The sequence below is a fragment of the Cardinium endosymbiont of Culicoides punctatus genome, assembly GCF_004354815.1.
GTDB lineage: Bacteria > Bacteroidota > Bacteroidia > Cytophagales > Amoebophilaceae > Cardinium.
Genome location: NZ_QWJI01000015.1, coordinates 1 through 23,011, shown reverse-complemented (window position 1 = coordinate 23,011; position 23,011 = coordinate 1). Strand labels below are relative to the sequence as shown.

General features: G+C 33.2%; 17 protein-coding genes. 11 read left to right on the top strand and 6 right to left on the bottom strand.

Annotated features, from left to right (window positions below; all coding sequences use genetic code 11):
- Window positions 1–20: 20 nt before the first annotated feature.
- Window positions 21–1,001 (bottom strand): AAA family ATPase, encoded by a 981-nt coding sequence (locus CCPUN_RS03020; protein ID WP_165941927.1) that lies wholly within the window; start codon window positions 999–1,001, stop codon window positions 21–23.
- 594 nt (window positions 1,002–1,595) lie between these two features.
- Here CCPUN_RS03020 and CCPUN_RS03015 point away from each other — a divergent pair.
- Window positions 1,596–2,867 carry a CIS tube protein gene (locus CCPUN_RS03015; RefSeq protein ID WP_133282110.1) on the top strand — a complete coding sequence of 424 codons (1,272 nt, stop codon included), beginning with the start codon at window positions 1,596–1,598 and terminating at the stop codon, window positions 2,865–2,867.
- A gap of 67 nt (window positions 2,868–2,934) precedes the next feature.
- On the opposite strand, the gene polA is transcribed toward CCPUN_RS03015, so the two are convergent.
- The gene (polA, locus tag CCPUN_RS03010; protein WP_133282109.1) at window positions 2,935–5,718 is read right to left on the bottom strand and encodes a DNA polymerase I; all 2,784 of its coding nucleotides are present in this window, start codon (window positions 5,716–5,718) and stop codon (window positions 2,935–2,937) included.
- Between the two features lie 303 nt (window positions 5,719–6,021).
- On the opposite strand from polA, the gene CCPUN_RS03005 reads away from it, so the two are divergent.
- The 4 genes from CCPUN_RS03005 to CCPUN_RS02990 all read left to right on the top strand — a co-directional run bounded on the left by CCPUN_RS03005 (window position 6,022) and on the right by CCPUN_RS02990 (window position 11,444).
- Window positions 6,022–8,019: an AAA family ATPase gene (locus CCPUN_RS03005; protein WP_133282108.1), complete on the top strand. Its 1,998-nt coding sequence runs from the start codon at window positions 6,022–6,024 to the stop codon at window positions 8,017–8,019.
- 127 nt (window positions 8,020–8,146) lie between these two features.
- A complete protein-coding gene (locus tag CCPUN_RS03000) occupies window positions 8,147–8,377 on the top strand; it encodes an AAA family ATPase (RefSeq protein WP_133282107.1) in 231 nt (76 codons plus the stop codon).
- Window positions 8,313–9,944, top strand: coding sequence for an AAA family ATPase (locus tag CCPUN_RS02995; RefSeq protein ID WP_133282106.1), 1,632 nt, complete (start codon window positions 8,313–8,315; stop codon window positions 9,942–9,944). Before CCPUN_RS03000 ends, CCPUN_RS02995 begins: the two co-directional genes overlap by 65 nt.
- Before the next feature lie 471 nt (window positions 9,945–10,415).
- Window positions 10,416–11,444: an ankyrin repeat domain-containing protein gene (locus CCPUN_RS02990; protein ID WP_165941925.1), complete on the top strand. Its 1,029-nt coding sequence runs from the start codon at window positions 10,416–10,418 to the stop codon at window positions 11,442–11,444.
- A 441-nt stretch (window positions 11,445–11,885) separates the two neighbouring features.
- On the opposite strand, the gene fmt is transcribed toward CCPUN_RS02990, so the two are convergent.
- The gene (gene fmt / locus CCPUN_RS02985) at window positions 11,886–12,806 is read right to left on the bottom strand and encodes a methionyl-tRNA formyltransferase (RefSeq protein ID WP_133282104.1); all 921 of its coding nucleotides are present in this window, start codon (window positions 12,804–12,806) and stop codon (window positions 11,886–11,888) included.
- 322 nt (window positions 12,807–13,128) lie between these two features.
- Between fmt and CCPUN_RS02980 the strand changes: the two genes are divergently transcribed.
- Genes CCPUN_RS02980 through CCPUN_RS02970 form a run of 3 tightly spaced genes read left to right on the top strand, consistent with a single transcriptional unit; the run spans window position 13,129 to window position 15,862 of the window.
- Window positions 13,129–14,337, top strand: a complete 1,209-nt coding sequence (locus CCPUN_RS02980) for a hypothetical protein (RefSeq protein ID WP_133282103.1) — start codon at window positions 13,129–13,131, stop codon at window positions 14,335–14,337.
- A 6-nt stretch (window positions 14,338–14,343) separates the two neighbouring features.
- Window positions 14,344–15,330, top strand: a complete 987-nt coding sequence (gene gap, locus CCPUN_RS02975) for a type I glyceraldehyde-3-phosphate dehydrogenase (protein ID WP_133282102.1) — start codon at window positions 14,344–14,346, stop codon at window positions 15,328–15,330.
- Between the two features lie 40 nt (window positions 15,331–15,370).
- Window positions 15,371–15,862, top strand: coding sequence for a glutathione peroxidase (locus CCPUN_RS02970; protein WP_133282101.1), 492 nt, complete (start codon window positions 15,371–15,373; stop codon window positions 15,860–15,862).
- A 105-nt stretch (window positions 15,863–15,967) separates the two neighbouring features.
- On the opposite strand, the gene CCPUN_RS02965 is transcribed toward CCPUN_RS02970, so the two are convergent.
- Together CCPUN_RS02965 and cysS are read right to left on the bottom strand one after the other, a co-directional pair.
- The gene (locus tag CCPUN_RS02965) at window positions 15,968–16,678 is read right to left on the bottom strand and encodes a glycoside hydrolase family 25 protein (protein WP_133282100.1); all 711 of its coding nucleotides are present in this window, start codon (window positions 16,676–16,678) and stop codon (window positions 15,968–15,970) included.
- Between the two features lie 173 nt (window positions 16,679–16,851).
- Window positions 16,852–18,342 carry a cysteine--tRNA ligase gene (cysS, locus tag CCPUN_RS02960; protein WP_133282099.1) on the bottom strand — a complete coding sequence of 497 codons (1,491 nt, stop codon included), beginning with the start codon at window positions 18,340–18,342 and terminating at the stop codon, window positions 16,852–16,854.
- Window positions 18,343–18,510: 168 nt separating this feature from the next.
- Here cysS and CCPUN_RS02955 point away from each other — a divergent pair, with 168 nt between their 5' ends.
- Genes CCPUN_RS02955 through murG form a run of 3 tightly spaced genes read left to right on the top strand, consistent with a single transcriptional unit; the run spans window position 18,511 to window position 21,831 of the window.
- On the top strand, window positions 18,511–20,106 hold the full coding sequence (locus CCPUN_RS02955) for a Do family serine endopeptidase (protein WP_133282098.1): 1,596 nt from the start codon (window positions 18,511–18,513) through the stop codon (window positions 20,104–20,106).
- Window positions 20,096–20,680 (top strand): LPS export ABC transporter periplasmic protein LptC, encoded by a 585-nt coding sequence (gene lptC / locus CCPUN_RS02950; RefSeq protein WP_204594647.1) that lies wholly within the window; start codon window positions 20,096–20,098, stop codon window positions 20,678–20,680. Before CCPUN_RS02955 ends, lptC begins: the two co-directional genes overlap by 11 nt.
- Before the next feature lie 35 nt (window positions 20,681–20,715).
- Complete coding sequence (gene murG / locus CCPUN_RS02945) at window positions 20,716–21,831, top strand: undecaprenyldiphospho-muramoylpentapeptide beta-N-acetylglucosaminyltransferase (protein WP_133282096.1); 1,116 nt, start codon at window positions 20,716–20,718, stop codon at window positions 21,829–21,831.
- Between the two features lie 305 nt (window positions 21,832–22,136).
- Here the strand turns inward: murG and CCPUN_RS04725 are convergent, their stop codons facing one another.
- Window positions 22,137–22,292: a hypothetical protein gene (locus CCPUN_RS04725; RefSeq protein WP_165941924.1), complete on the bottom strand. Its 156-nt coding sequence runs from the start codon at window positions 22,290–22,292 to the stop codon at window positions 22,137–22,139.
- Between the last annotated feature and the right edge of the window lie 719 nt (window positions 22,293–23,011).

Below are 23,011 nucleotides of genomic sequence, written 5' to 3'. Positions count from 1 at the left end.
CTATACAATTATAAAAATTATTAGTAATCAATTATAAAATAATTGTAAGATTTGCATTTTTTGGTGCGGAATGTGGGATTATACATAGCACGTATTTCTCCAACTAGTACATCGCTACTTATATTTCTTTTTTCTGCTAATCGATTTATTCGTTTATAATAGACAGAATCCTTATTTAAAAGATCTTCTTCTTTATAGCCAGCTACAGTTGTATAATCTGGACTAAGTGTAATATCATTTAAGTTATTAGGACCTGAATAAGTATCTCTAAAACAGTAAGAACTAACTCCAGTAACAAATTCTAACTTAATCTTATTGTCACCAGAAAGGCTTTTAATAACAGTTAAAAAATTTCTTACAATCAAACGGTTACTTTCTTTTACACCTGGATATGATTGATTAATAAAAGGAGCATCATATTCGTCTACTAGTACAACTACTTTAGGTTCGTAACCTTCTAAGGTTATTAAGTTGTCAACCAAGTCTATACAATATTCTTGAAAAAAATCATTTTCTTCTTTAGAAGAAATTTTTTTTAATGCTTTCCTATAAGCAAGTATTTTTGACTCTATGCCATATTTTATAGCTGTTCTTTGTAAAGACCTTTGAATTGATTCTTTTAGATTTTCAGGTGTTTCATTAACTAATCTTGAAAAATCTAATCTAATCACAGGGTATTTTTTCCAATCATAGTTCGTTTTATTATAGATATAGCAATCTTGAAATAGCTCTTTATTTCCTTTAGCTATTTCTTCTAATGTGCTAACAAACAAAGACTTACCAAGTCTACGGGGACGAGAGAGAAATACAGTGGCCTCTTCTTTAAATAAAGTTTCAGCATGGTCTGTTTTATCTACATAATATCCTGACCTAATTACAGCTTCAATGCTAGATTTACCAATAGGTAAAATTCCTGTGTATTCTAGTTTTTTTCTTTTAGTATCACAGCTTATTTCTATATCTAATGGTCTTTTCTTTTCTAAGTCTAAGTCTTTATTCATACCATACTTATTTGTTTTACACAAAAATAAAGATAGTGTAAGACACAGTAATACTGCATAAAACCTTGTGTTTTTTTGGAAAACCATTTTTCAAAACTTTTGTTTTTTACTGCTCGATATGTCTTAATGAGCTATGTATGCGGTAATAAAGAAGACTACATTAATGATACTTAAAACAGTCTACTCTATCTCTCATTAAGACATATCGAGCTTGCGCCACGCTAAGCGCACATTACTATCTTGAGCCCATTGCCTTAATAGGGCACGATGGGTTCTAACGAGGGGCTGTCGCTCTACTCACTCTTTTGTATTCTTGGCACACTCAAGGCCAATCAAATATTGGCATAGGAGAGAACTATTGCTATCGGTTATTCTAGATTAGTGAAAACAAAATAACACAAATAATGTTTTTGTTAAGACCTAAATGCTTATATTATTAATAAAAAGATAGATGTTCCTAAGCATGTTGCAGTCGATTTATTATGGAATACGGAGCAACAAAAATTGGCATTAATAAAAGGTTTTTCGAATCTATTAGAAGAACGAGAAACAAGATAAATAAAAATGATCGAAAAGTGATCTATTTATGTAATTATGAGTAATATCAGTAAATTAGCTATTAAAGCATGTAAAGATAATACATTTTCTTCTTTTTCTGGGGAGTTTGTTACATCTATCAATCCGGAGAACTTGATTATTAAAAGTGCAGTTGAGTACCATGTTACCCATGTAATTACAGGTCTTAATTTGCTGAGATATAGTCAATCTCCCCCCAGGTTGCTTACTTTTAGTCTGTTGTTTGATAATACAGGTATTATTCCTGGAAGTAATACCATTCATGTTATGGAGCAAGTACAACAGCTTCAAGATGTAGCTTTTAACGTTAATAAAAAAAATAATGCGCCAAACTATATTCGTATAATATGGGGGGAAATTGATTTTAAAGGCAGACTTGTTGATTTGAATGTAACCTATTCTATGTTCCAAACTGATGGTACATTGATTCGGGCAGAAGCGAGTATTTCTGTTTTAGAAGAGCATCCTCCCTCAGGTGGCGGAAAGTCTGCTCTAGGAAAAGAAAATGATCGTGTAAAACGATCTACTTCAGCTCCAGCTAGTATAACCCATCAGCCTACTCCCCCCCCTTCTTATGAAGAATCTTTTGCGCCAACCCCAAATGGTACAAATGGTGCTTATAGTGGAGCACCACCAGGTGCTTATAACGGTGGGCCTGATAATGTTTACAGCGGGACTGGTAGTTCTAATGGAGTTGGTAGTGCCCTTAAAAATAATACGAGTGTTTCTGATAATAGTTTGAAAGTTCGTGATGTTGAAGTTGCTAAGTTTGAAAGTGCTACTATTGGAGGTGGTGAGATTAAGGGTGGTAGTATTGGAGGTGGTGAGATTAAAGGGGGTAGTATTGAAGGTGGTAGTTCTAAAGGGGGTGTTGCGGGCAATGGACCTGGTGGCTGTGGAGGAGGTATTGGAGGAGGAGGCAGTGAGCCGGGAAGCAGCTCATCTGGCTTGAGCAGTGGCAATAGTGATACTACCGCTCAAAATACATCAGGGTCCTCTGGAGGACAGAGTAATAGCAGCTCTGCTGGAAGTGATACTAAGCCTTCTGAAAATACTACTAATAGTAGTACAAATTTTAGTGGTAATTCATCTAATGCTACAAACAAAGAGATAACAAAAAAATCTTCTAAAAATTCTGGTGGAAATAGTCTACGTCAGTCTAAAACGCCTTCGATTAGCGTTCCAACTGATATTCCTATACCGAAGCTGAGTCCATGGCAGCGATTAGCCTTAATGGCTAAAAAGGTATGTACCAAGGGGTATAATGCTGCTAAAAAAGCAGTAAGCTAGGTTAACAGTATCTGTTCACTTATGTAATTATAGCTCTTAACCTTCTTCAGCGGAATATGGATTTGATCTAATGTGCTTCTAGCCAGTTGAGGCCAACACCGCAATTTACCTTAATAGGAACATTTTCTAAGGGTAAAGCCCGTGTCATAAATAGGGGAACATGTTCCTCTATGTGGGCTAATTCCTCCCGAGGTACATTAAAAACCAGTTCGTCGTGTACTTGCATGATCAATCTAGATTTAAATCTATTTGTCTCTAGCCAATTTTGAATAGGAATCATCGCCAATTTAATCATTTCTGCAGCACTTCCTTGAATGGGCGTGTTAATGGCATTTCGTTCTGCAAAGCCTCTTACAGCAGCATTTCTAGAGTGGATATCTGGTAAGAAACGTTTTCTACCCATCAACGTAGTGATATATCCCTTTTCTCTGGCATCTGCTATGGTTTTATCCATATACCTTTTAATACCTGGAAACTCTTGAAAGTAAGAATCAATTAGTTGGGCAGCTTCCGTTCTAGACAAGTTGCCCATACGTTGCGAAAGACCAAAAGCAGAGATACCATAAATAATTCCAAAATTGGCTATCTTGGCTTTACGGCGCATCTCGGCGTCTACTGCTTCTAAAGGAATTTTAAAAAGTTTACTTGCTGTAATTTGATGAATGTCTTTATCATCCCTAAAAGCCTCAATCATGGTAGCATCTTGCGCATAAGCAGCCATAACCCGAAGTTCTATTTGAGAATAGTCAGCCGAAAGTAAAAAATCTCCTTTGTTATGTGGAATAAAGGCCTTTCGTAAGGCTCGTCCTCTTTCTGTTCTAATAGGTATATTTTGCAAATTTGGGTCTGTTGAGCTCAGTCGACCTGTAGTTACTATGGTTTGTTGGTAAGAAGTATGTACACGTTTATCCCTACTATGCACCATTTTAGGTAATGCCTCTACATAGGTAGAAAGGAGCTTTTGTAGTTCACGGTATTCCATAATGGTTTCAACAATAGGATGAGCTTTGATGAGTTTTTCTAATATTTCTTCTCCTGTTGCATATTGCCCACTTTTGGTTTTAATAGGTTTTGTGCTGATTTTCATTTTTTCAAATAATACTTCTCCTAGTTGTTTGGGAGAGTTAATATTGAAGACTGTTTCAGCTAATGCAAATATTTTCTTTTTTAATAGCTCAGCTTCTGATTGTATATTTTCTGATAATGTCGATAAAAATGAAACATCAATGGTAACACCTTCTATTTCCATAGCTACCAATACAGGTACCAAAGGCATTTCAACTTTATAAAATAGGTTTACAAGTGCCTCTGCTTGTAGCTCTAGCGATATTTTTTCATAAATCTGTAATGTTAGATCTGCATCCTCTGCTGCATATGCTGTAACTTGCTCCAATGGAACTATTTCCATATTAAGTTGTTTTTTCCCTTTAGGACCAATAAGCTCTTCTATAGGTATAGGTGTATAATTCAAATATTGTTTGGATAATACGGTTAAATTATGTCGCATATCTGGGGCAATCAAAGCATGTGCAATCATTGTATCAAATAGGGGAGGGGCAACACTTAGTCCATGTCTCTGTAATACAATCAGATCATATTTAAGGTTTTGTCCAACTTTAAGTATATTGCCATTGGATAATAATGGCTGCAGCAGTAGTAGGAATGACTGTGCCTCTTCTGGGTGAGTAGGGATAGATAAATAATAGGCCTCTCCAGCTTTGCATGAAAATGAAATACCCAATAGTTTTGCCATATGCGGGTCTAGGCCAGTAGTTTCTGTATCAAAAGCCCATGTTGCTTCTTTTTGCAGTTTTTCGACTAGATTTTGACAATCTACTAAGCGCTGTATGAGCGTATATGTATGGGGTGTAGTATGGATATCTCTAAAAGTTGTATGGGGCTGAGCATCTTTTTCTTTCTCTTTGAGGCTATCAAATAAACTTGGTGTTTTGTTTATCTCTTTTATATCTGTTATACCAAATAATCTTTTCTTTAAAGCCTTAAACTCTAGTACATCAAATATGGGTTCTAATTTTGTCTTATCTGGTCCATGATACATATATTGCTCCATATCCAAGTCTATGGATACTTCTGTACAAATTGTGGCCAGTTGTTTGGAAAGCACACCTTGATCGGCATAGCGAATAATATTTTCTTTTAATTTACCTGTTAGCTGATCGGCATGTGCCAATAGATTTTCAAGGTTATCAAATTCTTTAATAAGTTTTCTAGCTGTCTTTTTTCCAATAGAGGGAATGCCAGGAATAAAATCAGAAGCATCACCTTCGAGCGCCAAAATATCTCTTACCTGTTCTGGCCTAGTGATTTCCCATTGCTCTAAAATTTCTTTTTCTCCCAGTATGCTAGATTTTTGGCCATTGCTAGCTGGCTTGTAGATATAGATATGATCTTCTATAACCTGACATAGGTCTTTATCTGAAGACATAATGTAAGCTTTAAATCCCATTTTGGCTGTTTTCTTGGCCAATGTACCTAGCAAATCATCTGCTTCATAACCAGGTATTTCTATACAAGAAATGCCAAATCCGTCTAATATATTTCGAATATAGGGAATCGCTATAGAAATCTCTTCTGGTTGTGCCTGTCGGTGCGACTTATAAGCTGGAAATAACTCATGACGAAAGGTCTTTTCTTTTGCATCAAAAGCAACTATTACGTGTGTAGGTGTTTCTTTCTGTAAGACTTCTACCAATGTATTTACAAATCCTAATATAGTACCCGTTTTAATACCTTGCGCATTGCTAGGTGGTGTATTGCCAAATGCATAGTGTGCCCTGTAAATCAGTGACATGGCATCTAGCAAGAAAATTTTCTTTGATGGAAATAACACGTAAAGTAATAATTATAAATTGGTTAATAATATAAATGGATATCAAATACCTGCACAAGATAACATGATTGCACTGAATCTACAATTTTAGGTGGTGATTAACATAAAGGAAAAAGTCATTATGATTTGAAAACATTTTTGTACCTTTGGTAGCGTAATTAGAAATATATAGCCTGATCTGTCTTCATGAGAGGTAATGATCCTCTGTTACACGTATCATTCATGTAGTCTTCTTAAGACATTACAGCCTACATAGCTCATTAAGACATATCGAGGCGATTAAAAATTAATTTTTAAGTAAAGATGATTGTTAAAAACAATAAAACAATTTATACGATGGTATTATGTCTTATACTATCTTTATTTTCATGTAAGGCAAATAAGTATGGTATGGAACAAGAAAATAAAAGAGTAGGAGAGGACTTAGAACAAATAATAGAGCAAGTAGCAGAAGCAGAAATGGATCTAGATCGTCTTCCTATTGGAGACGCCGATATCAAAAATGTTATAGAGTCTGGTTATTATGCAGATAAAACCAAATTTGCTGGCAAGCTTTTAATAGAAGGGAAGCCTACATTTATGGTACGTCCACGTAGATTCGGGAAATCATTATTGATAAGTACCATTGCTACCATTGCTGAAGGAGAAACAGATAAGGAATTATTTAAAAATTACTTTATCTATAATGGAGCATTTAAAGATGAAAATGGAAAGATCATAAAATATGACTGGAAAAAATATCCAGTGATTAGATTAGATTTTTCTAAACTAAATAATGAAACCTCTGAAATATTAAAGGCAGATCTGCAAAGATTGCTATATAATGCTGCTAAGAAATATGGTGTAGAATCAAAACTTCATAATCCAATTGGATATAACTCTTTTCAATCTTATTATGAAAATTTAATTGAAAACTTAAAAATATTAAAAAATGGTTACGAACCCAAAATAGTTCTTCTAATAGATGAATATGACAGCCCTGTAGTCAATTTAGACTGGAGTTCAAAGCAACATAATGATTGTATAAAAGTGCTTAAAGATTTTTTCACTGTCGTTAAAAGTTGCGCTGGTGACTGCCAGTTAATATTTCTAACCGGTGTAACTAAGTTTAGTTTGGTGAACTTAGGTTCTGGTGCCAATATATTTCAGGGTAATGATGTTTCTTTAGAAAATGCATTTTCAGATGTTACTGGTTATAAAGAAGAAGATATCAAAAATCTGTTTGAGAATAGGTTCAATTATGTCATACGAGAGATGGAAAAACGTACAGGACAAACATATACTAAAGAAGGTATTATGGATGCTATAAAATTCTATTACAATAGGTATAGATTTTCTTATGATGGACCATCTATGTATAACCCAAATTCTGTATTATCTTTTTTTCAGAGAGGAAATTTGCAAGGTTACTGGTATAGAACAGGCGATCCTAGTATTTTACTCAATCAGATGAGAGATGAAATTGATAGATTTGATTTGGATTGGGAAAAGTTAAGATTTTACGTTACTGAAGATGATATCATGTTTACACAAAGCAAAAAGCCGTTAAGCTTAGAAGCTTTAATGTATCAAACAGGTTATTTAACCATAGATACCTATAATCCTGCTAATGGGCAATATGCATTAAAAATTCCTAACGAAGAAGTAAAGATGGCACTTGCACAAAATATACAGGAAGTGTTTTTAGATGAACAAAAAGAGATAGGCGTACATCATAAAGAGCATGTACTTGCAGCTTTACAGCAAGAAGATTGGCCTCGTTTATTGCAGCTATTTAGGGATGCTTGTTTTGCGAATACAAGCTATGAAGCACTTAAAAATGATGAAAAAGATTTTCAAAATATTCTTCATGCTTTTCTCAATGGTGTTTGTCATCATACAGTAGGTGGCCCTAGAATTCGTGTAGAAGAACATTCCGGTAGTGGGCGATCAGATATAACTATGGACGATATAAAGAATAATGTAGTTTACATTATAGAATTGAAAAAGAATCAGAGTGCTGAAATGGCCATTGCACAGATAGAACACAAAAACTATTCTGGTAAATATTTTAGAAAAAAGAAGATCGTACATATAGGCTTGAATTGTATTTTTAATAGAGAGGACATCAATCATCGCAATATCAATGAATGTATGATTGCAGTAAAACGGCAAGACAGCAATAACAATCTTACTAAGGATCCTAAAAAGAAATTTGTGTTTAGTAATGAAGAATTTGTAGCAGGCGTAATAAACGTAGAAGAATTAGAAAAGAAAAAAACAGCAATACAAAATAATAAAAGGATTAGAGGAAATGCTTAATCCCACATTCCGAACCTTTTTTTGTAATGATTATGAATATCATAAAAATATGGCTAATAAATAGCAGTAATTGATATTACTGTGTCTTATACTATCTTTATTTTCATATAAAACACATAAGTATGGTATGCATCAAGATCCAAAAAATTTAGAAAATAAAAGACCAGCAGAAGATGTAGAAATAGGTTCTGATAGTAAAAGACAAAAATTAACATACACAGGAATTTTGCCTATTGGTAAATCTAGCATTGAAGCTGTAATACGATCAGGATATTATGTAGATAAAACATACCATGCTGAAAAGTTATTTAAAGAAGAAGCTACTGTATTTCTTTCTCGTCCCCGTAGGATTTGGTAAGTCTTTATTTGTTAGCACATTGGAAGAAATAGCAAAAGGAAATAAAGAGCTATTTCAAGATAGCTATATCTATAATTCTGGTTATGATTGGAAGAAATATCCTGTCATTAGAGTAGATTTTGGAGGAAAAGGTAATATAACACCTGATAATCTTCTATTATACTTAGAAGACAAACTAAAAGATGTTGCTTCAGATTATAAATTGACTGTAACAGGTGATACATTTCAATCAAGATTGGAAAACCTTGTTAAAAATATGACAGATCTAAATGATTATGCAAATAAAATAGTAGTCCTAATAGACGAATACGATGCTCCATTTATTAATCAATTAGATCCCGTTATAAAAGAAAGTAATCGTTTGATTGTACGAGATTTTCTAACTGAGATTAAAAGCCTTACTGCTAATAACTTTATTAAGTTAGAATTTGTCACAGGCGTTAGTTCTTACTGTTTTAGAGATACTTATTCCGGTCCTAATAACTTAAATGATATTACACTTAGTCCAGATTATACAACTGTAGCTGGCTATAAAGAAGAAGATCTTTTAAATAAGGATTCTGTCTATTATAAACGAATAAATCAATTAGCAGAAAAAAGAAATATAAGTAGAGATATACTAGTTGGAGAAATGCGTTCCATGTATAATGGTTACAAGTTTCATCCTGAAGATGATACGATAGCTGTATATAATCCACTATCCACCCTAATGTTTTTGCAAAGTGGGGAACTAAATAACTATTGGATCAACACAGGAACACCTACTTTTTTAGTTAAAAAAGTTAGCAAATCAAATGTTAAAGATTTTAGTAAACCTATTTCGGTTACTAAATATGAATTAATAGAACCCGATGAAGATAGTTTAACGGTGGATGGTGCCATGTTTCAAGGGGGATATTTAACCATTGATAAGTATGAAAACTCGTTGGATGATGGAAAACTTAGACAAATGGATGATCCAATATTATTAAAATTTCCTAATGGAGAAGTTGAAAAATCTTTTTATAATCTATTATTTAAAAAATTTGAAAAAGATTTAGAATCGGAAGGTGAGTATCAAGAAGATGACGTAATAAAAGCATTATCTGATGTAGATATAGATGGTTTTATATCTATTTTAGCATCTTCTTTTGCAAGCATTCCGTATAATGCTTATTACCAACAGCAAAATAGGAACGAGGCTTTTTATCATGCAGTACTTCATGCTTTTCTTAGAGGTGCTAGAATGCATCCAGAAAGTGAAAAATGTTCTAATTTAGGAAGAATAGATATTGTTATTAATTCCATACCAAATCTTACGTATATATTTGAATTAAAACATGGGAAAAATGCTGATACTGCATTAGAACAAGCTCAAAATGCTAAATATATACAGCAATATATTCGTCAGAATAAAGATATTGTTATTATAGGTATAAATTTTGGCAGTGATTATCGTAATCTTGATGATTATGAATATAAATTATATGATTCAGGAGGCAATGAAATAGTTGATAGAGATGCTTTCTTAGATCATATAACTAAACGGAAGAAAGTCCGTTATAGGAGCAGCAGAAAACACGAATAAAGGATAAATAGAAGGGCAGGTATTCCAATCAAGAAGAAAATTGGATTACAGAAATGACAACCGCTGAAATCCATAATCTTGTGAATCTAAAAAATACAAGTGTAAACTAAAAACCGACATTGAATTATTTTTCCTTTTTTTCGATAAATAATATTTTTATTTGATATTCACCATTTTAATGAAAAAATCTAACAAAGAAGTATAACTTCATGTCAGTTATATCTAATTAGTTACAAATAATAATGTCATAAAAGGTAAGATTTATATATATTTATTATATTATATAATTCATATTTAAGACATTTTTTAGCAAATAATTAATATTTTATGATTAACCATAGTCACTTATCAAATCGTATGAAACAATGTTTATACATTATTATCATGGTGATGTTGCATCTACTTATTACAAATTGCAGTCGAAATTCATCAGATCTGTACAATAAAAATAAAAAAGAGGAAACAATTCCTTTGATACCTTTAGATAAAATAGATAAAAAACAAGGGAAAAGTAATGCTGATTTAAAAAAAACAAATAATGAATTTATTGCAAACTTGGTTCTTCGTGCATCGTACTTTGGCTATGGGTGGATTATTCCAATTTTAAAAAAAATTGATAATATTGAATATTATATAAATACTACAAAATATGGAGGGAACTTCGTTCTCCATTTAGCAGCCCAAAATGGGCATAAAACCACAATTGAACAACTGCTCAATTGTGGTTTTAAAGATATTGATTTAACAAATGCTGATGGAGAAACTGCGTTGTTAGTAGCAGCCAAAAATAATAAGGGTGAGGTATGTCAAGAGTTGATAAATCGTGGTGCTGACATAATGAAAAAAGATAAATACGGTAATACGATCTTACATCTAATAGCATTATATCCTGATGAAAAAATATTAAAAATAATACTAAATCATTATAAGGTTACATATAATACTGATAATACAGGAAAAATCAAGGCACCTACTATATCTTTTTATAATAATGAAAGTGGTAATCAGGAATTATTGGAATTATTGAAGACAAAAAATACTGCTGGAGAAACTCCTGCTGAAATAGCAGCAAAAAGATTTCATCTATTACAATTGGTTCATATATTCAAGACATTAGAAGATCCTAAATTTCAGGAAAGCTATAATAGTACTATAGAATTTGTTCTTTATACAAATTTAGCATCTAAGTTGCAGATTTTTCCTGAGAAGATTTTTCCTGATTTTTTTAATTATTTGAAAAAATGGAAAATTAATATCAATGATCTAGATACAAATGGAGTCACTGTTCTTCACTATGCATCTCGCGATGGTCATGCAAACGTAGTTGAAGAATTATTAAAACATCCGGAAATTGACGTAAATAGAAAAGACAAACATGGCTCTACGGCTCTTGATTATGCAGCTCGTAATGCTCATAAAGAGATAATTAAAAAGCTATTACAATGTCCTGGTATTGTTAAAGTTAAAGTGCCTATAGAACTTAAGGAACACCTAGATTAGACTAACTTCAGTTTGGAATTATTGTGCATTGTAATCAGTATAACCCACATTCCGCACCAAAAAATGCAAATCTTACAATTATTTTATAATTGATTACTAATAATTTTTATAATTGTATAGTAATATACTTTCATAGCCAAAGTAAAACTTTGTACAGAGTATAAGTTTTAGAAACTACTAATTAGTAATAATTTTTTGCTTTACTATTGTATGGTAACTTTTTATTTAGTATAATAAGGAAGCAAACCTAATCATTCATTATGAAATGAGTGTTTCATTAAACAATATATTCTACAAAATGTTGTTTTTGAAGTAATATTAAATAGTTTTGATGTTATCAATTGATCTTAATTTAATTAATAAGAATCTAAAAAAAGGTGCGGAATGTGGGGTATAATATTAAATTACTGCATACTAATCCCAAACTGAATTTGTTACAAACTATTGAAAACTAGACCATTTTTTATTTTGTAAGCTATGGATAAAATCCAAAGCAGCAATTCTTTTTTTTCCAGCAACCTGCAAAACTTTAATTTCTAAAAAAGTTTCATCTAAAGCGGCAACCAGCAATCGTGTGCCATCAATAATGATTTTCCCGACTGGTGATTTACCCCTAAAATTTGATGGGGAAGTCTCCCATATTTTAATAATTAAATTGCCCAAAGTAGTATAGGCACCTGGAACTGGATTCAAAGCACGAACTTGATTATGTATCTCTAGAGCAGATTTATGCCAATTAATCCGTTCATCTTCACGTTTGATGACTAAACCATATGTAACAGCACTGACATCTTGCACTTGTTTAACAAGTGCTCCACGGGCAATTTGAGGTAAGCTTTCTAACAACAGTGCACAAGCAGCAGTAGCAAGTTTACCAGAAAGTGAATCTAGATCATCATTTAAATCAATGGTTACTTCAGATTGTTTATAGATTGGTCCAGCATCTAATACGTCTGTCATTTCCATAATCGTTACACCTGTCTTGCTTTCATTATTTAAAATGGCTCGCTGAATGGGTGCCCCCCCTCTTAACTTTGGTAAAAACGAAGCATGTATATTGATTGCCGCAATTTTAGCGAGGTTGAGAACCTCTCTTGAGAGTAATTGTCCGTAAGCACATGTAATGATAAAGTCAACAATGGGTAAGAAACTATAATCATATTTCAGACTGTATGGCTGAAAAAGAGGTAATCCATGTCTTAAAGCCACTTCTTTTACGGCAGAAGCTATATATTGTTTAGTACGTCCTATAGGTCTATCAGGTTGGGTGACAATGGCAACTATCTCGTAGCTTTTATTTTCGATCAAAGCAGTTAATACTGAAGCTGCAAAAGCAGGAGTACCCATAAAAATTATTTTCATCCAATCAAATTTAAATTAAAGACTGAAATTCGTAAAAAAACAGGTCATATCACAGGGAAAATGGTATTAATTTATTGCTCTCTGTTCCTATGAAAAAAATTAATTATACTTTGTTAATCAGTAAAAAACAGCTGATTATAATGTTATGGGTTCTTTATGATATTTGTTGATTTATTATTTTTTTTGTAGAATGCAGTGATGACCCTCTTTATATAGTTTAAGATGAGTTGTTTTAGTTTAGATTGTTTTATCGTCTATTGTAATACTTTACACATACATATTAAAATCATTTTTTTATTGGCTTAACTATAATGGATATATTATGCTAACAGAACAAAAACGAAAAAAAAGAATGTTTTTTTCGTTTTCTTTTATTTTGATTCTTGTATGCTCAGTTTTTTTGACAGGTTGTGGTGGTGTGCAATCAGAGTTAATTCCTGCTAGGAATTTGGAGCTAAAGAAGTTGCCTGAAAAGAGCAAGGAAGCCTATTTAGAGCTTAGTAGCCTTTTGGATGATGATGGCAAATTAATTTTGGAGAAAGAAATTAAGCATATTTCTAAACAGGATGAATTACGTACATTTATAGATAGCAGGTTGTTTATTCAGAGAAACTATGTAAAATTGGTTAAATTGTTACCAGAACATGAGGTAGTTTCATTAAAAAAAGAATTTCAAAAGTTTAAATCGACTGATCTCCAGAAGACAGATCAAATGCTAACCCAACGCCTAAATGACTTTAATATACTTCTTAGTACAAACGCTCAAACGCAAAATATGTATATAGCTTTACTAAAAAGTTTACAGGAGGAAGAATCTATTCATTTAAAGCATAGTGTTGTACAATGCAAAAACCAGTCTGAGATAGATGAATTATTAGAATCGAAATTACCTAAAAAGCTAAAGTTAGTAGATAAAAATATCCAAAAAAAGTTGGCAAGATTATCAGATAGTGATAGGATAAAAATTATTACAAGTGCTAGAAAGGCAGAAGGTCTACCACATTCAGTAAGGCATTATGCATCCGTTGCTGACGTTGGTAGCCATGGTAGTACACAGGTTAAAGATGAATTTCAAGATAAAAACAAAGAAGATGACACTATTTTATTTTATTCCGATCAAGTAATGGATATCGATATATTACTTGATGAAAAATTACAAGAACCTACAGAGCATAAAGATGATTGGGGTGATAAGCTACCCTTACAAGGGGAAAATAGAAAACGATTTTTAATGCTTATCATGGAATTTGGACATGCAGATCAGAAAGTATTGAAAGAATTGTTTGATAAAGCAGAAGAGGAAAGTATTTATAATTTCTTATCTGTCTATGAGACTGGATTTAATAAAAGTGAACGGGTTGAATTATTAGCTACACTGATCTACCTGTATAAAGGGTGGCCATCTCTTACGCTTAAATTGTGTAATAATCCTACTGCACTAAGCATGGGAGATAAGTTTACAATTTTCAAAAAGACAACTAAAAATCAATTAAATTTATTAACACAACTTGACGCTGTTTTATCTGTATAATATATTATGAAAATTGCTATTAATGGATTTGGACGTATTGGTCGATTAACACTGCGCGCACTTCTAGAAGATAGTGATTTAGAAGTAGTTGCTATCAATGATTTAGCTAGCAGTAGTACATTGGCTCACTTATTTAAATATGATTCTAATTATGGACCTTTTAAAAGTGAAATTACCTGTGATGCGTCAAGTATAACGATTTGTGGCAAACGGATTCATGTTTATGCTAGTGCAGATCCCCATCAGCTACCTTGGGAAACATTAGGTATAGATATTGTTTTGGAGTCTACAGGCCGTTTTTTAGATACACAGGGTGCTGGTGCTCATATAGCTAGTGGAGCAAAACATGTTATTATTTCTGCTCCAGCTAAGGAGAAAACCATTCCTACTGTCGTATTCGGTATCAATGATGCTATTGTAAAGACTAAACCAAAGATTATATCCAATGCATCTTGTACAACCAATTGCCTAGCACCAGTTGTAAAAATACTGGATGACCATTTCGGAATAGAGCAAGGAACTGTAAATACCATACATGCCTATACTGCAGATCAATCGCTACAAGATGCACCCCATAAAGATTTAAGAAGAGCAAGGGCTGCTGCAGTGTCTATCATTCCAACTTCTACCGGTGCAGCTAAAGCAATAGGACTTATTATACCTCATTTACAAGGAAAACTAGATGGAATGGCCATGCGTGTGCCTGTAGCCAATGGATCTGTTATTGACTTTACAGCCATATTAAAAGCACATACTACGAAAGAAGAGGTGAATAAAGTCATGTTAGAGGCAGCTCAAGGTTCATTTAAACAAATATTGGCTTACACGGAAGATCCTATTGTTTCTGTAGATGTTATAGGGAATACGCATTCTGCTATTTTTGATGCAAATTTAACCTATATTGGTGGTAAACTAGTAAAGGTAGTGAGTTGGTATGATAATGAAGGAGGGTATGCCCATCGGTTGGTAGATGTTATGAAACTTTTTAGATAATTTTATCTGAAATATAGCATATTTTAAATCTTATAAGCTTATGAATATGCATGATACCATATGTCCAAATTGCGAATTTATACTATTGGATAACACTATATTTCGTTTGCCTAGTGCAGACCCACAAGTTATTTTAGTAGTCAATACAGCCTCACAATGTGGATTTGCAAAACAATTTAGTTCACTTCAACAGCTTTATGACCGTTATCATGCTCGTGGGTTTACCGTACTTGGTGTATCATCCCAAAGTTTTCGAAAACAGGAATTTGAGGAAGCTTGTGATATCAGAAATGGGATTCAGCGTAAAGGTGGTGAAATAAATTTTCCCATTACACAGCTGACAGCCGTTCGGGGAGCTACTATACATCCATTTTATGCCTGGGCTGCTACGCAAGTATCTACTCTTGGTCGGCCAAAATGGAATTTTCATAAATATTTACTAGGTAAAACAGGAAAACTAGTTACATGGTTTTCTTCCATAACAGATCCTTTAAGTCCAAAGGTAATAGAAGCTATTGAAGCTGAATTATAGCAAGAAAAATTTCAGAATATGCATATGTAAAGAAGGAAAAACCAGGCTTATTATACTATAGTATAATAAGCCTGGTTTTTTTACATAGGTTAGAACATATAAGGATTATGAGCAAACCTTCATCTTATCTAGATCAACATTGCCTGTAATACCTGGAACAGATCCTTGATTGCTATGGTGCCATATAGTCCATTCATTCCAACCATTTGATAATTCTGCTGGTGATGGTTCTTGATCCCTCCATCTGGCAATCCACAACGGACATTCTTTGACTATTTCAGGAGTTTCTTTCACATGATCGTTCCAGAAATTTTGCCTTGTGTATATGTAAGGAGTTACATTATAGTTATCCTTGATATGTATAACACACTTCTCTACATACTCACTAACCACTGTATAGTCATCCCGATCTGTTGGTACGAATATTGTGTTCAGCGATATAATTGGTTTTTTTGTCGCCCACTCATTATCAGCTAATCTTAATTGATTAAAAAGATTATCAGCTTGTTCTTCAGGCGTACTACCAGTGCCAAATCGTAAACGATGGTAAGCACCAGCTTGAAAACCATTAGCGCATATATTTCTAAAATTATCCAAAAATCTGGGGTCCTGCCAAGTTTTTCCTTCGGTTGCCTTTGCAATAATAAAAGTTTTCCCACTGTTCTCAGGAGTTAGCTCTCCCCATTTTATGTCTCCTTGATGATGAGATATATCTGCTCCTTCTTTAAAGTGAGACTTGCTATTTTGCAATGAGCAAGATGTTGACAGCCCTAATGCCAATGCTGCTAAGAGCTTTTTGTTTGAATTTTTGATCATATCCTTCCTTTTAATTTGATTTTACTACACATTTACTACACAATATATAGGCTCATAAATCATATGAGCAACTTCTATATTTTGAATACAAGTTACCTATAAATTTATGGTATGCAATAGCTCTATGGCACGAATAAATTTTAAAATTGTATAAATAAATACAAAATAGATCTTCACAGATACTCCCAGTTTACCCCTTTGGCATGATCTTTTATAGCTATTCCTATCTTCTGTAGTGCAGACCGTATCCAATCTACTTGATGGTACTGTTTTGCTTCTTTAGCCTCTTGATAAATGGTTAGTAGTATTTCCATCGTTTCAGTAGCCGTTTTTTCGCTATCCTCTCTTAGTCCTAAGATATCTGTGACAAAGGTCATATACGTTGTACGCAACTGATCAAATGCCGCTATTGATATAGTTTCAGGGTTAAGTTGCCCATTGTATAGCCCATTTACCTTTTTAAGCAAATTGAATAGGCTTGCTATAGCCTTTGCCGTATTAAAATCATCACGCATTGCGTTATGGCAATCTGTACAATCTGCATAGATTTCAGCATCTAGTACACTACTTGTTAGAGATGATTCTACGGATTTGTGTTGGAAGGTAGTAAGCAAATACCAACCATTTAGCAATTTACGATAACCTTGATGTGCTGCTTTCAAGGCATGCATAGATACAGAAAGTGTACTCCTATAGTGGGATTGTAGCATAAAAAAACGCAAAGTCATAGGGCTATAAGCTTGGTCTAATACTGCATGATTCCCTGAAAAAAGTTCATCCAGGGTAATAAAATTACCCAACGATTTCCCCATTTTCACCCCATCGATGGTAACCAAGTTGTTATGCATCCAATAAGTAGCTAAATTAGTTTTAGATGCTGCTTGAGATTGGGCTATTTCACATTCATGGTGAGGAAAAACCAGATCCATACCACCACCGTGAATATCAAACTGTGGTCCTAAATATTTTGTAGAAATGGCAGAACATTCAATATGCCATCCGGGAAATCCTACTCCCCATGGAGAGGGCCATTGCATAATATGCCTTGGCGTTGCCTTTTTCCATAACGCAAAATCTACAGCATTTCTTTTTCCTTCTTGCCCTGTTAATGAACGAGTTCCTGAACGCGTTTCTTCAATGGTTCTCCCAGAGAGTTTCCCATATATATCTACTTGTTGATTGTATGCAGCAACATCAAAATATACAGAACCATCCACAACATAAGCTAAGCCACGTTGTATAATAGCCTCGATCATTGCGATTTGTTCTGGAATATGCCCACTGGCACAAGGCTCAATGCTAGGAGGTAGTACATTGAGCTGCTCCATATTTTTTCGATAGCTATTCGTATACCGCTGTGCTACTTCCATAGGACTAACTTCCTCTAGTCTAGCCTGTTGTTGTATTTTATCATCCCCATCATCCAAATCCCTTTCTAGGTGACCCACATCAGTAATATTGCGAATGTAGCGCACACGATAATTTAGATATTGCAGATAGCGAAATACCACATCAAAGGTAATGGCTGCACGTGCATGCCCTAGATGGGCTTTGCCATAAACAGTAGGTCCACATAAATACATTCCCACAAAAGGAGGACTAAGTGGTCGAAATAATTCTTTTTGCCTGGTTAGACTATTGTAAATAATTAATGGTTGTTGCATACTTGTAATAGGTGAAAATGTTTTAGCCTTTTACTTCTATTATAGCCAGATATACATTTGCATGTTCCTACATTAATTATATTGTAACTTTGTGTGCTAGTATTTCTCACTTTTTTATTATTTTAGTCGTACGCTGTTTATAAATATATAAAACATAAAAAGGTTACCATGTGTAAAGATAATCAATTTAATAAAGAAACCGTTGTAAAAAAAGCTTTGGGTGTTGCTACTGTCTCTATATTGGCGTTGTCCCTAGGGTTAGGTAAGCAAAAAATCAATCCTTTCTCTGAAAGTACAACATCTACTAATCCTGAAACATTATTGGTCAATCATCCTAATCTTGTTACTAAGAAAGAAGAAGAAGTTGTTTCTCAGGATAATGAGTCTTTCAGCACTGTGAATAATCATGTGCCACCGAATTTACCTGATTTTACCTATGCTGCTAAAATTGCTACTCCGGCAGTAGTACATATAAAGGTTAGGCAAGATGCTAAAATCGTTAGACATCCTTTAAATAATCCTTTAGATCAACTTTTTAGAGATTTTTTTGGTGATTCCTTTCGAATAAATCCTAAAGAATATGAGCAGCCTGCTCAAGAATTTTTTGGTTCTGGTGTTATTTATACAACAGATGGGTACATTGTTACCAACAACCATGTTGTTGAAGGCGCTGATCATATAGAAGTAACTTTAAATGACAATAGATCTTACGTAGCCAAACTTGTTGGAACAGATCCTGCTATAGATTTAGCTGTTTTAAAGATTGAAGACAAAAATCTTCCTATTTTAGTATTAGGAAGTTCTGAAAAACTAGAAATAGGAGATTGGGTATTGGCTGTTGGCAACCCATTCAACTTAACCTCTACGGTAACCAAAGGAATTGTAAGTGCTAAATCTAGAGACTTAGGAAGGAGTATGGAGAATGGAAAATTAAAGATCCAATCGTTTATACAAACAGATGCGGTTATTAATCAAGGAAATAGTGGTGGAGCTTTAGTAAATCTATATGGAGAATTGGTAGGTATTAATACGGCTATTTATGCTTCTAGATCAGCTTCATTTATGGGATATGGTTTTGCCATACCCTCTTCTCTAGTTAAGAAAGTGGCCAATGATCTTATTCAATATGGTGTTGTACAACGTGTATTGTTGGGTGTAACTATTCAGGATATTACTGCTGAATTAGCCAAAAAATTGGGACTAAAACAGGTGCTAGGTGTTTATATCAATTCCGTTCAAGACGATAGTCCTTGTGCAAAATTGTTGCAAAAAGAAGATGTAATTACCCAAATCAATAATCGAAAAATTAATAAAGCATCTGATTTACAGGAGATAATAGCTTGCTCTAAACCAGGTGATAAAATCGCCATTCAACTGTATCGAAAAGGAAAGGAAAAAACAATAGAAGTAATTTTAGAAAAGAAACCAGATGAGGTTCGTATCGTACAAGAAAATAATGCCTTACGTGTAGAAGGTGCTGTTTTCCACGATATTGATATAAAAACACGAGAAAAGCTTAAACTCACTCATGGTGTCTTGATAAAAGATATCATGAAAGGGAAGTTTCAAACTGCTGGGCTTAAAAAAGGATGTATTTTAATATCTTTTGACAAACAACCTGTTAAAAACATTGTAGAACTCGCTAAAATGATTCAAATCACTAATGGTCCAGTTCTATTAGGTATGGTTGATCCAAGTAATGGTTCTAAAATTTATTTAGCTGTTGACTTTGGAACGAGAGCCTCCTATGAACATGAATGGTAGAAAACCAATGAACCTTATTAGGGTATTGCTACGCTTCAGTTTCTTTAGCATTATTGGAATATCTACATCAGTTCATGCTCAAGATCAGTTATATGATCAAATACCAATAGTAGAAACTACCCAGTTTGAATTATTCCGTACAGAACAAGGTGCTTTAACACTAATGGTTAAAGCCCTTGAGATGTGTCAATATAAAAATGGCAATGCAGTACTCAATGGTAATATAGAAATCACTGTTATAGAAACTACAATAGAAGAGAACATAGACACAGAAGAGAAAATCAGTAGAATAGAAAGCCCTACATTTATTCAAGCTGATAAATTGTTTTACGATAAGGAACAAAAAAAAATTTCTTTAAATGGGAATGTGATGATTACCAGTTCTAAAAAAAATATAAAAATAACTACAGAACAACTTTCATATAGTATAGAAAAAGAATTAATCTTTACAGATGCACCAATTACTATAATAAACAAAAAAAATATATTGCAAGGGGTAGGGTTATGTGCTACAAAGGATTTAAAAAAATATACGATTCATAATCCTCATGGTGTTCTTGAAGAGGAGCAATAAGTAGGCTATATATTAATAAGCAATATATAAAACCTATGCGCATTTTAATTGGTTGTGGTGGTACTGGTGGACACATTTATCCTGCTATATCGATTGCTAATGGATTAAAAGAACACGTTCCGGGCGTTAATATTTTATTTGTAGGTACACGTAAAGGACTGGAAATAGATTTAGTATCTAATGTTGGTTATCCAATGATGTATATTGATATAAAAGGCTTTCAGAGAGGAAATATTGCTAAAAATCTTGGATTACCCTTCCTTATGTTGAAAAGTCTATATCAAGCTAATCAGATTATCAATATATTTAAACCCAATGCAATTATTGGTACTGGTGGATATGCCTGTTTCCCAACATTATTTGCAGCCTATATTAAAAATATTCCAACACTTATTCAAGAACAAAATAGCTCTGCTGGATTAACGAATAGGTTATTATCAAGAATCGTCAATAAAATTTGCACAGGATATACAGATGTAGATTTCCCTTGTGCAAAAGAGAAAGTTATAGTGACTGGAAATCCTGTACGTTCATCTATTTCCAAAATGGGGAAAAAAGATAAAGCAACAGCTTTAGCATTTTTTAGTTTTTCTCCTGATAAAAAATGTTTACTAGTAGCAGGTGGAAGCGGTGGTGCAAGTAAATTAAATACAACTATTTTAGAAGGTATTACTGAAATAACTTCCTTAAGAATCCAGCTTATATGGATAACAGGCAAGAAGTATTTTAATGCCATTAATGACTATTTAACTACACATAATGTACACCATGATATACGGTGCTATCCTTTTTTGGACAATATTGAAACCGCCTATGTAGCAGCAGACGTTGTAATTGCTAGAGCTGGAGCATTATCTATTGCAGAACTTTGTATCATGCAAAAACCGGCCATATTAGTACCCTCTCCCAATGTAGTAGGAGACCATCAAACTAAAAATGCATTACCCCTAGTAACGGCAGGAGCCGTTGTATTGGTCAAAGAGTCAGAATGTACGGATTCTTTATTGCCTCAAAGTATTGGTTTAATGTATGATACAACCAAACAAGAAGCGCTGAAAGCACAAATGCATGATTTTTCCTTACTGCATGCCAATGCAGCAGATAAGATCGTAAAAGAAATTTTTGAGTTGACAAAGTATAGCATTAACTGAAAATTTATACGTTCAGCTACATACCTAAGTCAATTTTTTTGATATACTTGGGGAGTTATAAAAAATCTGCATAAAAATCCAATCAAAGTTAGATACTCCTTTTGAGGCTCCACAAGAGTGATTTTATTTGTCTTCAAATTTTTATGCAGATTTTTAACATTTTACTTCTGGGGCAAAAAGATTTTTTTTAAATCTTTTTGCCCTCAAAAAAGTAAGACCTCGCATGTCGGCGGTTTATAGCTAAGTAAGTTTTACGAAAGTAGAAAATACTTCAAGAAGAACTAGATCATCTGGATAGCTGCCTTTTATTCTTCACTCTCATTATCACTATCACTATCACTTTTTTCACGACATCCCTCAGCTATCAGGTAAGCAGTTCCAAATGAAGCTACGCTAACCCAGCCTACTGTCCCCCAAGTTATTCCTCCTCTAACTTGATCTTGCGCTTCTCTAGATAGCACTGAATCGTTGAATTTATCTATATTCATTTTTATAAACATTTAACATTAAAAAAATACTAAATAAAAAATATTGGTATTGACCAACTAAAATTTGCCATCACGATCATTTTATAATGACATATTTATGAAGAACACAAATTCCGCATCGAGTCGCCCAGAACTTCCACTAGGAAACTAAGGAGCCGAATTTCTTCTGAAAAAGTACCAACACACAACAGTTATAGTATACTCCCGACTCATACCAATACAACGTAAATACATAAAAAAAAATACATATCCAAATTTTTGGTAGTTGAAATATTTAAAACATTGTACAGTATATAATAGGATTTTCACACTTTGAGCTAAAACCGTGTATAGACCAGGCTATAAAATTTATAAATATTTATTTTTATTGATTGATTATCAAAATCATTAATTATAACTATATTTTAAAAGGCAACTCCCCAGGTACCCTTTTTAACTTATTTTAATTTTAAAAATAATTGATTACTTAGATGTAAATGTTTTTATTAAGCTTAACATATAAGAAAATATGCCACCAAAATTTTTACCAATAATTTTATTTTTCATTAAAAATCATACAACCGACATTCCGCACTAAAAAAAGTTTTTTTTAATTAAATAATTATGCAATTTTATATTGATTATTAATTTATTTTGTATTGATATGGAAGCAAGCAGTAAAGTTCTAGATCATTTAGGTTTAGTATCTGCGA

Excerpts from the sequence above, each read along its gene's own strand:
- CCPUN_RS02965 (WP_133282100.1), bottom strand. The coding sequence starts at position 16,678 with ATGATCAAAAATTCAAACAAAAAGCTCTTAGCAGCATTGGCATTAGGG.
- CCPUN_RS02980 (WP_133282103.1), top strand. The coding sequence starts at position 13,129 with ATGCTAACAGAACAAAAACGAAAAAAAAGAATGTTTTTTTCGTTTTCT.
- CCPUN_RS02970 (WP_133282101.1), top strand. The coding sequence starts at position 15,371 with ATGAATATGCATGATACCATATGTCCAAATTGCGAATTTATACTATTG.
- fmt (WP_133282104.1), bottom strand. The coding sequence starts at position 12,806 with ATGAAAATAATTTTTATGGGTACTCCTGCTTTTGCAGCTTCAGTATTA.
- CCPUN_RS03020 (WP_165941927.1), bottom strand. The coding sequence starts at position 1,001 with ATGAATAAAGACTTAGACTTAGAAAAGAAAAGACCATTAGATATAGAA.
- murG (WP_133282096.1), top strand. The coding sequence starts at position 20,716 with ATGCGCATTTTAATTGGTTGTGGTGGTACTGGTGGACACATTTATCCT.
- gap (WP_133282102.1), top strand. The coding sequence starts at position 14,344 with ATGAAAATTGCTATTAATGGATTTGGACGTATTGGTCGATTAACACTG.
- CCPUN_RS02955 (WP_133282098.1), top strand. The coding sequence starts at position 18,511 with ATGTGTAAAGATAATCAATTTAATAAAGAAACCGTTGTAAAAAAAGCT.
- CCPUN_RS03005 (WP_133282108.1), top strand. The coding sequence starts at position 6,022 with ATGATTGTTAAAAACAATAAAACAATTTATACGATGGTATTATGTCTT.
- lptC (WP_204594647.1), top strand. The coding sequence starts at position 20,096 with ATGAATGGTAGAAAACCAATGAACCTTATTAGGGTATTGCTACGCTTC.
- CCPUN_RS02995 (WP_133282106.1), top strand. The coding sequence starts at position 8,313 with ATGCTGAAAAGTTATTTAAAGAAGAAGCTACTGTATTTCTTTCTCGTC.
- cysS (WP_133282099.1), bottom strand. The coding sequence starts at position 18,342 with ATGCAACAACCATTAATTATTTACAATAGTCTAACCAGGCAAAAAGAA.
- CCPUN_RS03015 (WP_133282110.1), top strand. The coding sequence starts at position 1,596 with ATGAGTAATATCAGTAAATTAGCTATTAAAGCATGTAAAGATAATACA.
- CCPUN_RS03000 (WP_133282107.1), top strand. The coding sequence starts at position 8,147 with ATGCATCAAGATCCAAAAAATTTAGAAAATAAAAGACCAGCAGAAGAT.